13 protein-coding genes are annotated in these 13807 nt (G+C 69.1%); 4 read left to right on the top strand and 9 right to left on the bottom strand.

Annotation, left to right across the window (positions count from 1 at the left end; translation table 11 throughout):
• Positions 1–153: 153 nt before the first annotated feature.
• The 6 genes from QRD43_RS17225 to QRD43_RS17200 form a co-directional block, all read right to left on the bottom strand.
• Positions 154–2424: a S9 family peptidase gene (locus tag QRD43_RS17225; RefSeq protein WP_285983740.1), complete on the bottom strand. Its 2271-nt coding sequence runs from the start codon at positions 2422–2424 to the stop codon at positions 154–156.
• Positions 2425–2555: 131 nt separating this feature from the next.
• A complete protein-coding gene (locus QRD43_RS17220; protein WP_285983739.1) occupies positions 2556–3536 on the bottom strand; it encodes a tRNA dihydrouridine synthase in 981 nt (326 codons plus the stop codon).
• Entirely contained in the window at positions 3533–4060 is a 528-nt protein-coding gene (locus tag QRD43_RS17215) for a M48 family metallopeptidase (RefSeq protein ID WP_285983738.1), read from the bottom strand. Before QRD43_RS17215 ends, QRD43_RS17220 begins: the two co-directional genes overlap by 4 nt.
• 134 nt (positions 4061–4194) lie before the next feature.
• A complete protein-coding gene (locus tag QRD43_RS17210; protein WP_285983737.1) occupies positions 4195–5289 on the bottom strand; it encodes a hypothetical protein in 1095 nt (364 codons plus the stop codon).
• 64 nt (positions 5290–5353) lie between these two features.
• The gene (locus QRD43_RS17205; protein ID WP_285983736.1) at positions 5354–6271 is read right to left on the bottom strand and encodes a response regulator; all 918 of its coding nucleotides are present in this window, start codon (positions 6269–6271) and stop codon (positions 5354–5356) included.
• Positions 6264–6773, bottom strand: coding sequence for a hypothetical protein (locus QRD43_RS17200; protein WP_285983735.1), 510 nt, complete (start codon positions 6771–6773; stop codon positions 6264–6266). Before QRD43_RS17200 ends, QRD43_RS17205 begins: the two co-directional genes overlap by 8 nt.
• Before the next feature lie 104 nt (positions 6774–6877).
• Between QRD43_RS17200 and QRD43_RS17195 the strand changes: the two genes are divergently transcribed.
• Complete coding sequence (locus tag QRD43_RS17195) at positions 6878–7225, top strand: 2Fe-2S iron-sulfur cluster-binding protein (RefSeq protein WP_285983734.1); 348 nt, start codon at positions 6878–6880, stop codon at positions 7223–7225.
• Between the two features lie 233 nt (positions 7226–7458).
• A complete protein-coding gene (locus QRD43_RS17190; protein WP_285983733.1) occupies positions 7459–8049 on the top strand; it encodes a lysophospholipid acyltransferase family protein in 591 nt (196 codons plus the stop codon).
• A gap of 73 nt (positions 8050–8122) precedes the next feature.
• Here the strand turns inward: QRD43_RS17190 and minE are convergent, their stop codons facing one another.
• From minE to minC, 3 genes are read right to left on the bottom strand one after another with little or no spacing between them, the layout of a single operon-like run.
• The gene (gene minE, locus QRD43_RS17185) at positions 8123–8383 is read right to left on the bottom strand and encodes a cell division topological specificity factor MinE (RefSeq protein ID WP_183105219.1); all 261 of its coding nucleotides are present in this window, start codon (positions 8381–8383) and stop codon (positions 8123–8125) included.
• Between the two features lie 13 nt (positions 8384–8396).
• Positions 8397–9212, bottom strand: a complete 816-nt coding sequence (minD, locus tag QRD43_RS17180) for a septum site-determining protein MinD (protein ID WP_285983732.1) — start codon at positions 9210–9212, stop codon at positions 8397–8399.
• A 55-nt stretch (positions 9213–9267) separates the two neighbouring features.
• Positions 9268–10122: a septum site-determining protein MinC gene (gene minC, locus QRD43_RS17175; protein ID WP_285983731.1), complete on the bottom strand. Its 855-nt coding sequence runs from the start codon at positions 10120–10122 to the stop codon at positions 9268–9270.
• 1086 nt (positions 10123–11208) lie between these two features.
• On the opposite strand from minC, the gene QRD43_RS17170 reads away from it, so the two are divergent.
• Both QRD43_RS17170 and metG read left to right on the top strand, forming a co-directional pair.
• Positions 11209–11397, top strand: a complete 189-nt coding sequence (locus QRD43_RS17170; protein WP_285983730.1) for a hypothetical protein — start codon at positions 11209–11211, stop codon at positions 11395–11397.
• An 85-nt stretch (positions 11398–11482) separates the two neighbouring features.
• Positions 11483–13528: a methionine--tRNA ligase gene (gene metG / locus QRD43_RS17165; RefSeq protein ID WP_285983729.1), complete on the top strand. Its 2046-nt coding sequence runs from the start codon at positions 11483–11485 to the stop codon at positions 13526–13528.
• The last annotated feature ends 279 nt before the right edge of the window (positions 13529–13807 follow it).

Here is a 13807-nt window from a genome sequence, read left to right as displayed (position 1 = left end):
CACCATGTGCAAAGGTCTCGACTCAACGTCGGATCTGCGCTCGCGGTGGACTAGGAAGTGCGCTGACAGCAATAAATCACACTGGGCAAGTGCGATGCCCGAGGGCGGTCCCGGAACACTCCTGCCCGGGCCCCCCGTGACAAGTGGCCGGACTCACGGGCGCAGCTGCCGCTGGAAGAAGTCCAGCTGCGTGCGCGCCAGGTGCAGCCGGGCCTTGCGGCCGGCGACGCCGTGCGCGTGGCCCGGGTAGATCACGGTCTCGAAGACCTTGCCCTCGTTCTGCAGCGCCTGGATCATGCGCAGCGAGTTGTCGAAGAGCACGTTGTCGTCCGAGGTGCCGTGGATGATCATCAGCGGCCGGCTCAGCAGCGGCGCGCGGGGGATCAGGTTGGCCTGCTGGTAGGCCGGCGCCTGGCCGCCATCGGGCAGGCCCAGGTAGCGCTCCGTGTAGGCGGTGTCGTAGAGCGTCCAGTCCGTGGGGGAGGCGCCGGCGATGGCGGCCGCGAAGGGCGTGTCGGCATCCAGCAGCGCGCGCAGCGCCAGGAAGCCGCCATAGGACCAGCCGGTGAAGCCGATGCGGCTCGCATCGACGGCCGGGTACTGCTTGGCCAGCTGGCGGACCGCCGTGAAGAGGTCGGCGACCTCGTTCTTGCCGAAGGCGTGGTCATGGGCGCGCGTGAACTCGCGGTCCCGGAAGGCCATGCCGCGGGTGTCGAGCATCAGCACGCCGAAGCCCTGCTGCTGGTAGAGGGCCAGCGTGGGCAGGTCCGCCTGCCAGCGCCAGGTGACGGTGGCCGTGCCCGGGCCGCCGTAGGCCCGCACCACGACCGGGTAGTTGCCGGACAGGCTCGGCCGCGTGGGCGGCAGGAAGACGGCGTTGAGCGGCGTCTTGCCATCGGCCGCGAGCAGCTCGGGCAGCTGGGGCTGCAGCCGCGCCGCGAGGTCGGTGACCAGCGCGTCGGGCTGGGCCTGCTCGATGAGGCGCGGGGCGGACTTGCCGTCGAGCTTCAGCAGCTCGGTGCGGGGCGGCTGCTGCCACGAGGACTGCGTGATGAGCAGCTGCGTGCAGGCGGCGTCCCCGCGGCCGTCACGCCAGCGGCGGGCGTCGCCGGGCTGCAGCATCTGCACCTGGCCCTTGAAGTCGGACTTGAACAGCTCCCGGCCGCGGCCCCGTTCGGTGGCGCCGGCAAAGACGACGTGCTGCTCGCCCAGGCACACGAGCTGGGCCACCGGCTCCGCCTGATGGGTCAGGGCCTGCGCAGCGCCGGTGACGCGATCGAGCAGCCACAACTGGCGGCGGCCGCTGCGCTCGCTGCTCCACAGCAGCGCCGGCTTGCCGGAGCGCTTGAGCGCGGGCACCTCGCGCAGGTCATCCTGCACCTCCACCCAGGCGGCGTCGCGCTCGTCCAGCACGGCATGGGGCTGTCCCTGGGCGTTGAACTCGAGCAGCTGCAGATGCTTCTGGTCCCGGGTGAGCCATTGCAGCCAGGGCGTGCCGTCCGCGAACCAGCCGGCGCGGGCGATGTACTCCGCCTCGGCGGGCAGGGGCAGGCGCAGGGGCTCGGCCTTGCCAGCAAGGTCCAGCACGAGGGCCTGCACCTTGGCGTTGGGGCTGCCCGCACCGGGGTAGCGCTGGTCGACGAGACGCGTGCCATCGCCCCCGATCTGGGCGCGGCGGCGCACGGGCACGCCGGACTCGTCCACCTCGATGGCCAGCAGGCGCGTGCCGTCCGGTGACCACCAGAAACCGCTGTGGCGATGCAGTTCCTCGGCGGCGATGAACTCGGCCAGGCCCGTCGAGCGCGTCTCGCTGCCGGTGCTCGTGAGGCGGCGCGGCGCGCTGCCGTCCAGGCCCTGGACCCACAGGTCGTTCTGCTTCACGTAGGCGATCTGCCGGCCGGCGCCATCGCATTGCGGATCGCGCTCGGGCACCTGCTCGTCTTGGGTGAGGCGCAGCACCTTCGGGGCGCTGCCGGCCGCCTGGCCGAGCTCCACGAGGTACAGGTCCCCGGCGAGGGGCAGCACCAGCTGGCGGTCGCCCTTGCCGCACCACTGGTAGCCGGTGATGCCCGCGCCGCGCTGGCGGCGGCGTTCGAGGGCCATCTTCTCGGCCTCCGTGAGCACGGCCTCGCGCTGGCCGATGAGATCGCGCGCGGCCACCAGGCGGCGCGCATCGCCTCCGGCGAGCGGCGTGCCCCACAGCTCATTGACGTCCGGATTGCTCTCGGAGGGGCGCAGATAGGTCAGCCACTGCCCGCCCGGGGAGAGCGTGCCGCCGAGGCCGGCGCGGCCCATCAGCGGGGGATCGCCATGGATGCGTTCCAGCGTGAGCGCGGGAGACGCCGGGGCGGCGGTGGCGGGAAGCAGCGGCCCGGCGGCCAGCAGGGGCAGCAAAGCCAGGAGAAGGCGCGGTTTTTGAAGCATGCGAGATGCTACGCGCACCCCGCGCCCGCGCGACTCCGGGCTTGCACCGGGGCGGCCCTCGAGCGGGCCCGCGACGTGCGTTCAGCGTGCGTTCAGCGTGCGTTCAGCGCCCGTTCGGCGCGGGCCTGACGTCAGGCCGCCAGCGCGGCGGACTCGGCCGGCGCCAGCAGTGGGCCGAAGTAGGCCTCTTCCAGCGCGGCCGGGGCGTTGATCGTGCGCACGCGCTGGTAGGCCTCGCCCGCCTCGGGGTAGTGGCGGCGCAGGTAGTGCAGCCACTGCTTGAGCCGCCCGGCCTGGTGCCTGGTCTGCACATTCGCCTGCACCTGGCGCCAGAACTGCAGCATCAGCGGCTGCAGGGCCGGCCAGTCCAGGCCCGCCCGGCCCTCGCCCGCCATCCCTCGCACGGCCAGGGCCAGGCCCGGGTTGGCGACCATGCCGCGGCCCAGCATCAGCGCGTCGCAGCCCGACTCCTGCAGGCAGCGGCGCGCGTCCTCGACGGTCCAGACCTCCCCATTGGCCACGACCGCCACCGACGGATCCAGCGCCTCGCGCACGTGGGCGATGCGGTCCCAGTAGGCGGGCGGCTTGTAGCCGTCGGCCTTGGTGCGGGCATGGATGACGAGCTCGTCGGCACCGGACTGCGTCATCGCCAGCGCGCATTCCAGCGTGCGCGAGCTGTCCATGAAGCCCAGGCGCATCTTGGCCGACAGCGGCATGTCGGCCGGCAGGGCGCGGCGCACGGCGCCGACGATCTCGGCGATCAGCTCGGGCTCGTCCAGCAGCACCGCGCCGCCCCGGTGGCGGTTGACGCATTTGGCAGGGCAGCCGAAGTTGAGGTCAATGCCCGCGGGGTTCAGCTCGGCGAGGCGGGCGGCGTTCTCCGCCATGCAGGTCGGGTCCGAGCCCAGCAGCTGCGCGCGCACCGGCACGCCGGCCGGCGTGCGGCCGCCCTCCAGCAATTCGGGCACGATGCGCGTGAAGACCCGGCGCGGCAGCAGCATGTCGGTGATGCGGATGAACTCGCTCACGCAGCGGTCGATGCCGCCGACGCGCGTCAGCACGTCGCGCAGCATGTGGTCGAGCAGGCCCTCCATGGGCGCCAGCAGGATCATGGCGTGAGCTCCCCGGCCACGGCCACCGGCGCCGCCGCGCCCGGCAGCTCGCGCCAGGTGAGGTACAGGCGCAGGTCCAGCTCCAGCTGCCCGTAGCGCGGCTCCATGTGCTGGCACAGCTGGTAGAAGGCCTTGTTGTGGTCCAGCTCCTTGAGATGGGCCAGCTCGTGCACGACGATCATCTTGAGGAAGTCGGCGGGCGCCTCGCGAAACAGGCTGGCGATGCGGATCTCGCGCCGGGTCTTGAGCTGGCTGCCCTGCACCCGCGTGCTGCGGGTGTGCGTGCCCAGCGCGTGCTGGATCACCTTGAGCTTGCTGTCGTAGCAGACCTTGTCGAGCGGCGCCGCATTGCGCAGATGGCGCTGCTTGAGCGCCTGCGTGTAGTCGAACAGCGCGCGGTCGCTCTGCACCGTGTGCGCCTCGCCGTAGTGCCCGGCCAGGTAGTCGCCCAGGCGGCCGGCATCGATCATCTGCTGCACTTGGGCCTGCAGGGTCGCCGGGTAGCCGGCCAGGTACTTGAGCATGGTCAGGGGCAGGGTCCGCCGCGCATGGCCGGCGGGCGCCTGGGGCGGGACGGGAAGTCAGGAAAGCCCGCGATTGTCCCTCAGCTTGCCGCGCAAGACCTGGCCCCCGCGCCGCCGCCCGGGCGGACCGGGCGTCAGCGCCCGCCAGGCGTCTTGCCCACGAACTCCATGGCCGCGGCGGCGGCCTCGGCCTCCAGGCGGGCCTCCTCGTTCTTCTGGGCTTCCTTGAGGTAGTGATCCTCGATGAATTCCTTCTCGACCTGGTTGCGCTTGAGGGCGTCCTGCAGGTCGTCGATCTTGCCCCGCAGCTGTTCCACCTCGCGTTCCAGTCGTTCGCGGATCTCGTCCACCGCCTGCTGGTCGACATGCTCGGGGGGGTTGGCCGCCAGCGCGGCAAGCTCGGCCCGCAGCTTCTGGATGGTGCGCTCCGCCTCGGCCAGCTGCTCGCGCAGCATCAGGGCCTCGCGCTCCAGCAGCTTCATCATCTCCGGCGCCTGCGTGTTCTGCGCCGCGGCCTTGGGGGCGAGCGCCATCTCCTCCAGCTCCTTCTGGAGCTTGTTGTTCATGCGCTCGGCCTTCTCTGCGCGTGTTTCGGCGAGGTACTGGCGGTCCTGTGCCTGCTGCAGCTGCGAGCGGACGCCGTCCAGCTGCTGTCGCAACACCTGCAGTTCCGGCGAGGCGCCGGCCGAGCCGCCACGGTGTCGCGAGGCGCTGAGCTGCTTGAGGGCATCGTCCAGGCGCTCGCGGGTGAGGCCCAGCTCCACCTGCATGCGGCGGCGCTGCGCCACCAGGCGGTCGACCTCGTTGCGATGACTGCGCCGCAGCTGCTCCATCAGCTCGGAGTTCATCTCGTGGGCCGAGTCCGGCCAGCGGGCCTCGGGCTCCGGGCTCGCGTCTTCGCCGTCGTCCTCGGAACCGTAGGCGTCCAGCAGGCCGCGAACGAGCTTCATCAGCTCGTCCAGCTGCCCCAGTTCGGCCGGTCCCAAGCCGCCACCGCCGCCGCCGCCCACGCCGCCCCGCTCGGCGATGCGGATGAGCTCATGCGCGGCGATCTTCATCTCCCGCCCGGCATCGCGCGTCTCGCGCAGGGCGTTGACGATGTGGATGTGGTTGCTCTGCTCGTAGCGCGTCATGCGCCAGTAGGTGCCGATGGTGATGACCATCACCGCGGCATTGGCCACGAAGACGGACACCACCGCCAGGCTGTCGAGCGAAAACTCCAGCGCCATGATCAGGCTGACCTCATCCTTTCCCGGCGCACCGATGGCGCCCACCCCGCTCTTATCGGCAGCATCAGAAGCGAATGAATGCCAATCTGCCCTCGCCGTAGCCCGGGACGGAGATTCGGTAGTCGCTGCGCCCCCGGTTGCGCTGCATCAGCCCCTGCAGCTTGTCGAAGGGCTTGGGCACGAGGTTCACGATGCGCAGGGCCGGCACGCTGACACCGTCCGCCCGGTGCAGGATGCCCGCCGCAGAGCGCAGGAAATGGTCCGCGAACTGCATCATCTCGACCGTGGGCTTGGCCGTCTGCATGGCCTGGCGCACCGGCGGCGGCTGCAGCCGCGCACCGCCACCGCCCAGGATGCAGCAGGCGTTGACGTCGAGGATGCCCAGCGCATAGGGCGTCTTTTGCCCCTCGAGCGCATACATCGCGAGGTCGTGCGGCAGCTGCAGGTCTTCCAGCGTCTGTCCCGGTGCCGCGATGAGCCGGAAGGGGATCTGCCCCATCTGCAGCTTCACGAGCTGGCTCAGCGCGCTCTCGGAGTCCAGCGCCGAGGGCGGGGCCGGCGGCGGCGGCGGCGCCTTCAGCTGCTCGACGCGGTCGGCCAGCGCGGCCTGCACCTCGCGCAGCAGCACCTCGTCCTTGAAGGGCTTGTTGATCACGAAGACGGCGCCGTTGCTGCGCGCCTGGTCCAGGTGGCGGTCCGCCGTCTCGGTCGTGACGAAGCCCACCTTCACGAGGTTGCCGCCCAGCTGGCGCAGCGTCTGGAGCATCTCGATGCCGCTCACCACGGGCATGTGCCAGTCGGAGATGACGAGATCGGGCGGGTGGGCCGTGACCATGCGCAGCGCCTGGTCGCCGTTGCTGGCCATCTCGATCTCCATGGGGCCGAGACCGGCGTTCTGCAGTACCCGGACGATGATCGCCTGGATGGCGCGGCTGTCGTCCACGACAAGCACGCGCAGGGAGGGTGGGCTGGAGTCAACCATGGCGCAATTCCTTGGAAGACGGGGGCGGGAGCGGATCGTCTTCGAAATAGGCCACGACAACATGCCGTGGCCCCAATGTGGCAGCCAGCGTCAGGCGCGGCGGGCAGCCGGCGCAGAGCTCCTCGACATGCCCGACCGAGGTGCGCTCGGGCAGGCCCAGTTCCAGCTCATGGCTGTCGTCCAGGGCCTTCACCACGCAGCTGCCGAAGATGTTGCAGAGCTCGGCGTTCGCATCGTCCACGTCCGCGGGCGCGAGCTCGTCCAGCGGCAGGCCGAACATGGAGGCGCCCAGGTGATGGGCGTCGTCGTCCCCCAGCACCAGCAGCACCCGGCCGGCCTCCCGCAGGTCGGCACGCAGCACCGGCAGCAGGAAGCAGGCATCGCCCGGCAGCCGCGGGGGCATGGCATCCAGGCTCGTGAAGGCACAGGGCTCCCCCGCCAGCGAAAGCCAGGCGCTGGCCAGCGTCGCAGCCAGTTCAGGAGGGAGGCGCGGGGCGTCCATGTGTGGCGGAGTGTCTGCCTTCGCCGCGGCGGGCGCTCGGGTCCCGCGGGCCCGCGCCGTCTCGCATTTCACGAAAGCGGCCACCGGGCTGGCATGATGTGCCGATGCCGCCACAGTCCGCCCCTGCCGCCGAGGCGCCCCGCACGTTCCGCATCCGCTTCAGCGCGGGGCTGCCGGATCCGGCCGTCCCGCTGGACGGGGGCTTTGATGCGCCCGCCGACACCACCGTCCTGCGCGCGAGCCTGCGCGAGGGCGGCGGCCTGCTGAGCTCCTGCCGCGCCGGCACCTGCCGGGCCTGCATGCGCCGCCTGGTATCGGGCGAGATCCGCTATGTGGTCGAGTGGCCGGGCCTCAGCGCGGAGGAAAAGGCCGAGGGCTGGTTCCTGCCCTGCGTCGCCCGCCCCCGCTCGGACCTGGTGATCGAGGCGCTCCCGGACGATCCTCCCGCCTAGTGCCCGCCGCTTGGTGCCCTCCGCATCGTGCCCTCCGCCCGGTGCCACGCGGCGCGTGCCAGCCCGCCTCCGGCATCCACAGCGCCTGTGGACAAGTCCGTGCATGGCCTCTGCAGCGCTGCCGCAAGTGCTTGTTTCTTCACGGACTTTGTTGATCTGCTGCAGAAATGGGCAGGCGTGCCCCTGCTGGCGGACGGGATAATGGCGGGCTGTCTTTCAACACCCGGCCCCGCATGCATCGCACCATCTTCACCACCCCCGTCGTCAACACCGTGCTGCGGGCGTTCTCGGTGGGTTTCTTGCGGCTGACGGGCTGGAAGCTGGATGGCGCCCTGCCCGCGGGTCAGGACAAGTGCGTGCTGATCGCCGCGCCGCACACCAGCAACTGGGACCTGCCCTACACGCTGATGGTGGCCTTCGCCCTGCGCCTGAACATCTACTGGATGGGCAAGGCGCAGATCTTCCGCTTCCCCTTCGGACCCGTCATGCGCTGGCTGGGCGGCATCGCCGTGCAGCGCGAGAAGAGCAGCAACCTCGTCGCCGCCTCCGCCGACGCCATCAAGGCGGCCGACGGCCCGCTGCAGCTGGTCGTGCCGCCCGAGGGCACGCGCAGCAAGACGCGCTACTGGAAGACCGGCTTCTACTGGATCGCCGTCACCGCCGAGGTCCCCATCGTGATGGCCTACATGGACTACGCCCGCAAGCTCAGCGGCCTGGGCCCAGTCTTCGTGCCCACGGGCGACATCGAGGCCGACATGGCCCAGATCAAGGCCTTCTACGCCCCGTTCAAGGGCAAGAACGCCTCGCAGTTCGACCACGCCTGAACACTCGCGCAGGCAGCAAAAAAGGGCCGGTCCGCGAGGACTGGCCCTTTGCATTTGAGAGGCCGGCGAAGGCTCAGCGCCCCGGCTCGGGCAGCTCGATCTTGACCTCCAGCACCTCCAGGTTGTCCTGGCGCTCCATGTGGACCTTGATGTCGTCCGGGTTGATGGAGACGTACTTGGAGATCACCGCCACCAGCTCCTTCTGCAGCTGGGGCAGGTAGTCGGGGCTGGCGCTGCGGCCGTTGCGCTCATGGGCCAGGATCAGCTGCAGGCGCTCCTTGGCGACGCTGGCCGTGCTCTTCTTTTCACCAATGAAAAACGAGAGGAATCCCATCGTGGCCGCTCCTTCACTTGCCGCCGAACAGGCGCTTGAAGAAGCCCGGCTTGACGGCCTCGATGAAGCGCATGGGCTTGTCCTCGCCCAGGAATCGGGCCACCACGTCGGCATAGGCCTCGGCCACATCCGTGCCCTTCATGTGGATGGCGGGCAGGCCCTGGTTGGAGGCCTGCAGCACGATCTCGCTCTCCGGGATCACGCCGATCAGCGGCGTGCGCAAAATCTCGTGGATGTCTTCCAGCGACAGCATCTGGCCACCCTCGACCCGGTTCGGGTTGTAGCGCGTGATCAGCAGGTGCTCCTTGACGGGCTCCTTGCCTTCGATGGCGCGCTTGGTCTTGCTGTTGAGCATGCCCAGGATGCGGTCCGAGTCGCGCACGGAGGAGACCTCGGGATTGGTCACCACCAGCGCCTCGTCGGCGTAGTGCATGGCCATCAGCGCGCCCGTCTCGATGCCGGCCGGGGAGTCGCAGATGATGTAGTCGAACTCCATGGACTTGAGCTCGTCCAGCACGCGCTCCACGCCTTCCTGCGTGAGGGCGTCCTTGTCGCGGGTCTGGGAGGCGGCCAGGATGTAGAGCTTCTCGAGCTGCTTGTCCTTGATGAGGGCCTGCGTGAGCTTGATCTCGTCGTTGATGACGTTGATCAGGTCGTAGACCACGCGGCGCTCGCAGCCCATGATCAGGTCCAGGTTGCGCAGGCCCACGTCGAAGTCGATCACCGCGGTCTTGTAGCCGCGCATGGCGAGGCCGGTTGCAAAGCTGGCACTGGTCGTGGTCTTGCCCACGCCCCCTTTGCCCGAGGTCACCACGACGATCTTGGTCATCGATTGCCTTCCTTCTTCAAAAATTCGTTGATCGGCCGCCCGGACATCAGGCGGCTCAGAGTTTCAGGGCTTCCATCACCAGCTTCTCGCCCTCGAGCCGCACCTGGGCGGGCTTGCCCAGCACCTCGGCGGGCAGCGGGTTCTCGGTGGTGCGATAGATGCCGGCGATGGCGATCAGTTCGGCTTCGAGGCTGGCCGCGAAGATGCGCGCCTCGGTGTTCCCGCGGGCCCCGGCAATTGCCTTGCCACGCAGGGGGGCGTAGACGTGGATGTTGCCGTCGGCGATGACCTCGGCACCGTGGTTGACGAGCGCCATCACGACCAGGTCCGCGCCCTTGGCGTAGACCTGCTGGCCGGAGCGCAGGGGCTTGTCCAGGATGACCGTGCGGGCCGGCTCGGCGGGCGCCGCAACCGGCACCTCGCGCTCGACGATGACCTCACGCACGACCTCCTTCACCACGGTCTCGACCCGCGGCGCTTCCGTGCGCTGGGCCGGCACATCAGCCTCGGCCAGACCGGCGGCCTGTGCGGCGGCCAGCTGCTCGGCGCTGGCGCCGCTGACGGCCACGGCCTGCATGCGGAAGCGGCGCAGGAGCGCGATCAGGGCGGGGAAATCGAGCTGGACGGCCGCGGCCTCGAGGCTCAGCTGGCCGTCGTCGGTCATGGCCGGCGCGGCGGGCAGCTGGCTCAGGTCCAGCACGACCGGGTCCTGGCTGAACACCTCCGGCGTGTCACCCAGGCGCTGCTGCAGGGCCTCCCCCAGTTGCTGGAGGTCGCTGCTGCGCAGCACCAGGCTGAAGGCGGCGATGGAGGCGCTGCGAAGCTCGAACACCTCCAGCGGGGCGGCCTTGTCCGGCGCGGCGTTGGTGGACGCCTTCTCTGACTTCTGCGAAACGGTTCCCTGCCCCATGAATCCGGCCATTGGCTGCAAATCGCGGCATTTTAGCTGCCAGAACGAGGCCGCCTCTCCGCGTTCCCCCGCATGGCCGGGGGCGGGCCCTCCCCGCCCGGCAGGCGCCGTCTTGCTGCATTCTTGAGCAGGCCAAGGTAAAGGCAATGCCATCAAGGACTTAGCGTCACTTTCTTCAGCGGACTCACAAGTTTGTCCACAGTCCCTGGGGATGCCTGCCGGACGGCAGGGGGGCGGCCCGCGGCGGCATGACCGCCCTGGGGCCGTGGCGCTGTCCCCCATTTGCACCACAGCCGGGGCTTGATTTGCCAGCGCAGCGGCCCCTCGGCGACAGACTTATCCCCATCGGCCAGACCCGGCGTTTCAGAAGGAAACAATGGCATCCAACCCTGCCGAGACGCCCTCCGCCTGCGGCAGCGAAGCGCTAAGTCATTGATTCATATAGCCGTCACGGAAGTGCAAGATTTTGAGGCAACCTACCTCCGGCGCCGATGAATCAAGCATTTAGCCCCTGCCGATCCGGCTTCTCCACAAACTTATCCACAGCATCAGTGGACAGCTTTCATTAGTCCCGATGAATCAAGCACTTGGCGATACTCCCTCCAAGCTACTTGAGCTCAATGCGCCAAGTTTGATGACGAGGCGCTCGACCGCCCTGCCATCCGGCAGGCCTCTCCATCGGCCTGGGGAGGTGGCGCCAATTGACACAGGCGAGCGCGTCCACGCGCGCCGCCGCCTCCGGCTTATCCCCAATGGGCGGCCCCCGGGCCTTGCGCGGACGGCCCCCGCGTCCGCCGGCGACGTCGTTCGCAAGCTCATGATTTAGAAGGACTTTTTGAACCACTCCCTGGAGACTCGCCGGTCACGCGTCGGCAGACGCCCCCGCCAACGCGTGGTTTTCACGGCGTTTCCCACAAACTTATCCACAGGCCAGAAGAGCGCTTTCCCTTGATGCAGCAAGCGTTTGCACGCGCAAGCTGAAGCGGGATGGCAGCAGGCGCCTGCACCCCGGCATGGCCGGCGCCCGCGGCAAGGCGCTACAGTCGGGTTGGCGGTGACTTGCCGTCGCGATACAAGGACGGGACTTTGGCCACTCCAAACTACTCCTACGAGAAACGCCAGCGCGAGCTGGCCAAGAAGCGCAAAGCCGAGGAAAAGGCCGCTGAGAAGCGGGCCCGCAAGCAGCAGGGCGGCCGCCCGGACGACGGCGCGCCGGCCGACGAGGGCGAGCCTGGCAACCCGAGTACCGCAGCGGCGCCCGGCCAGGAAGGCTGACCTCCGGCGCCGCGGCATCGGCGTCCCCCTTAAAATCCCGCCTCCTGCGTGGCCCCGTTGCGCCGCGCACTCGACCCTGCACGCCATGACTCGCAAGCTCTTCGTCACCACTGCCCTGCCCTACGCCAATGCGAACTTCCACATTGGTCACATCATGGAGTACACCCAGGCCGACATCTGGGTGCGCTTCCAGCGCATGATGGGTCAGGAGGTGCACTTCGTCTGCGCGGATGACGCCCACGGTGCGCCGATCATGATTGCCGCCGAGAAGGCGGGCAAGACGCCGCAGGCGTTCGTCGCCGGGATCGCGGCGGGCCGCAAGCAGTACCTCGACGGCTTCCACATCAGCTTCGACAACTGGCACTCGACGGACGGCGCCGAGAACCACGAGCTGTCGCAGGCCATCTACCGTTCCCTGCGTGCGAAGGACCTGATCGCCGTGAAGACGATCGAGCAGTTCTTCGACCCGCAGAAGGCGATGTTCCTGCCGGACCGCTTCATCAAGGGCGAATGCCCCAAGTGCGCGGCCAAGGACCAGTACGGCGACTCCTGCGAGGTCTGCGGCGCGGTCTACACGCCCACGGAGCTGAAGAACCCCTTCTCCGTGCTGACTGGCGCCACGCCGGTGATGAAGAGTTCCGACCACTACTTCTTCAAGCTCTCGGACCCGCGCTGCGTGGAGTTCCTGGAGCAGTGGACGCAGACGCCCGGCCGCCTGCAGACCGAGGTGCTGAACAAGATCCGCGAATGGTTCGCCAAGGACGAGAACGGCAACGGCGGCCTGGGCGACTGGGACATCAGCCGCGACGCGCCCTACTTCGGCATCGAGATCCCCGACGCCCCGGGCAAGTACTTCTACGTCTGGCTGGACGCGCCCATCGGCTACCTGGCCTCGCTGAAGAACTACTTCGGCAAGCTGGGCCGCGACTTCGACGCCTTCCTGGCTGACGACGCCGTGGAGCAGATCCATTTCATCGGCAAGGACATCACCTATTTCCACACGCTGTTCTGGCCCGCGATGCTGCACTTCAGCGGCCGCAAGACGCCCAACCACGTGCACGTGCACGGCTTCCTGACCGTCAACGGCGGCGAGAAGATGAGCAAGAGCCGGGGCACCGGCCTCGATCCGCTCAAGTACCTGAGCCTCGGCATGAACGCCGAGTGGCTGCGCTACTACCTGGCCGCCAAGCTCAACAGCAAGGTGGAGGACCTCGACTTCAATCCCGAGGACTTCGTGGCCCGCGTCAACTCGGACCTCGTCGGCAAGTACATCAACATCGCGTCGCGCGCCGCCGGCTTCCTGGCCAAGCGCTTCGACGGCCGCCTCTCCGCTGACGTGGGGGTCGAGGGCCGCGCGCTGCTGGACGGCCTGCGCGCCCACGCCGGCACCGTGGCCGAGCTCTACGAGACCCGCGAGTTCGGCAAGGCGCTGCGCGAGGTCATGATGCTCGCCGACCGCGTCAACGAGTACGTGGACCAGAACAAGCCCTGGGAGCTGGCCAAGCTCGAGGGCCAGGATCAGGTGCTGCAGGACGTCTGCAGCGTCTGCATCGAGGCCTTCCGCCTGCTGTCCATCTACCTGAAGCCGGTGCTGCCGGCACTCGTGGCCAAGGTCGAAGCCTTCCTGAAGGTCGAGCCCATGCAGTTCGCCGACGCCCAGCGCGCCCTGGGCGCCCACCAGATCGGCGCCTACGAGCACCTGATGCAACGCGTCGACCCGAAGCTGCTGGAGGCCCTGTTCGAGCCGCCCGCCGCACCCAAGGTCGTGCCCGGCGGTGAAGACCTGGCCCCCGAGATCAAGATCGACGACTTCAGCAAGGTCGACCTGCGCATCGCCAAGATCGTCAAGGCCGAGCTGGTCGAGGGCTCCGACAAGCTGCTGCGCCTGACCCTGGACACCGGTGAAGGCCGCCTGCGCAACGTCTTCAGCGGCATCCGCAGCGCCTACAAGCCCGAGGACCTCGAAGGCAAGCTGACGGTGATGGTGGCCAATCTGGCGCCTCGCAAGATGAAGTTCGGCGTGAGCGAGGGCATGGTGCTGGCCGCGAGCCACGCCGACGAGAAGGCGAACCCCGGCATCTTCGTGCTGGAGCCCTTCCCGGGCGCCCAGCCGGGCATGCGCGTGCGCTGACCGGCACACGCCACCTCGCGACAAGGGCTGCTGCGGCAGCCCTTTTTTTCGGGCCGCCCGGTGTGAACTGCGTCGCGCCCGCGGGTCATCCTGGCCGCCCCGCCGAGCCGGGCCCCGGCCCGGACAGCGATCCGGCGGCGCACAATCGGGCCATGGACCCGAGACGCATCCGACTGCTGCGCCTCGCCGCGCCCAGCCGGCGCCGGCGCTTCATCGCCCGCGTCCATCACTGCGGCCCGCCGGCCGTCATGAACGCACGCCCCTCCCACCCTTTCCGGA

It is taken from the genome of Roseateles subflavus, from assembly GCF_030285365.1.
Classification (GTDB): domain Bacteria; phylum Pseudomonadota; class Gammaproteobacteria; order Burkholderiales; family Burkholderiaceae_C; genus Roseateles_B; species Roseateles_B subflavus.
This window is presented reverse-complemented; position numbering and strand designations above follow the sequence as displayed.

Bases quoted from the DNA above. Each gene is read 5' to 3' on its own strand.
- QRD43_RS17225 (WP_285983740.1), bottom strand. From the start codon at position 2,424: ATGCTTCAAAAACCGCGCCTTCTCCTGGCTTTGCTGCCCCTGCTGGCC.
- QRD43_RS17220 (WP_285983739.1), bottom strand. From the start codon at position 3,536: ATGATCCTGCTGGCGCCCATGGAGGGCCTGCTCGACCACATGCTGCGC.
- QRD43_RS17215 (WP_285983738.1), bottom strand. From the start codon at position 4,060: ATGCTCAAGTACCTGGCCGGCTACCCGGCGACCCTGCAGGCCCAAGTG.
- QRD43_RS17210 (WP_285983737.1), bottom strand. From the start codon at position 5,289: ATGGCGCTGGAGTTTTCGCTCGACAGCCTGGCGGTGGTGTCCGTCTTC.
- QRD43_RS17205 (WP_285983736.1), bottom strand. From the start codon at position 6,271: ATGGTTGACTCCAGCCCACCCTCCCTGCGCGTGCTTGTCGTGGACGAC.
- QRD43_RS17200 (WP_285983735.1), bottom strand. From the start codon at position 6,773: ATGGACGCCCCGCGCCTCCCTCCTGAACTGGCTGCGACGCTGGCCAGC.
- QRD43_RS17195 (WP_285983734.1), top strand. From the start codon at position 6,878: ATGCCGCCACAGTCCGCCCCTGCCGCCGAGGCGCCCCGCACGTTCCGC.
- QRD43_RS17190 (WP_285983733.1), top strand. From the start codon at position 7,459: ATGCATCGCACCATCTTCACCACCCCCGTCGTCAACACCGTGCTGCGG.
- minE (WP_183105219.1), bottom strand. From the start codon at position 8,383: ATGGGATTCCTCTCGTTTTTCATTGGTGAAAAGAAGAGCACGGCCAGC.
- minD (WP_285983732.1), bottom strand. From the start codon at position 9,212: ATGACCAAGATCGTCGTGGTGACCTCGGGCAAAGGGGGCGTGGGCAAG.
- minC (WP_285983731.1), bottom strand. From the start codon at position 10,122: ATGGGGCAGGGAACCGTTTCGCAGAAGTCAGAGAAGGCGTCCACCAAC.
- metG (WP_285983729.1), top strand. From the start codon at position 11,483: ATGACTCGCAAGCTCTTCGTCACCACTGCCCTGCCCTACGCCAATGCG.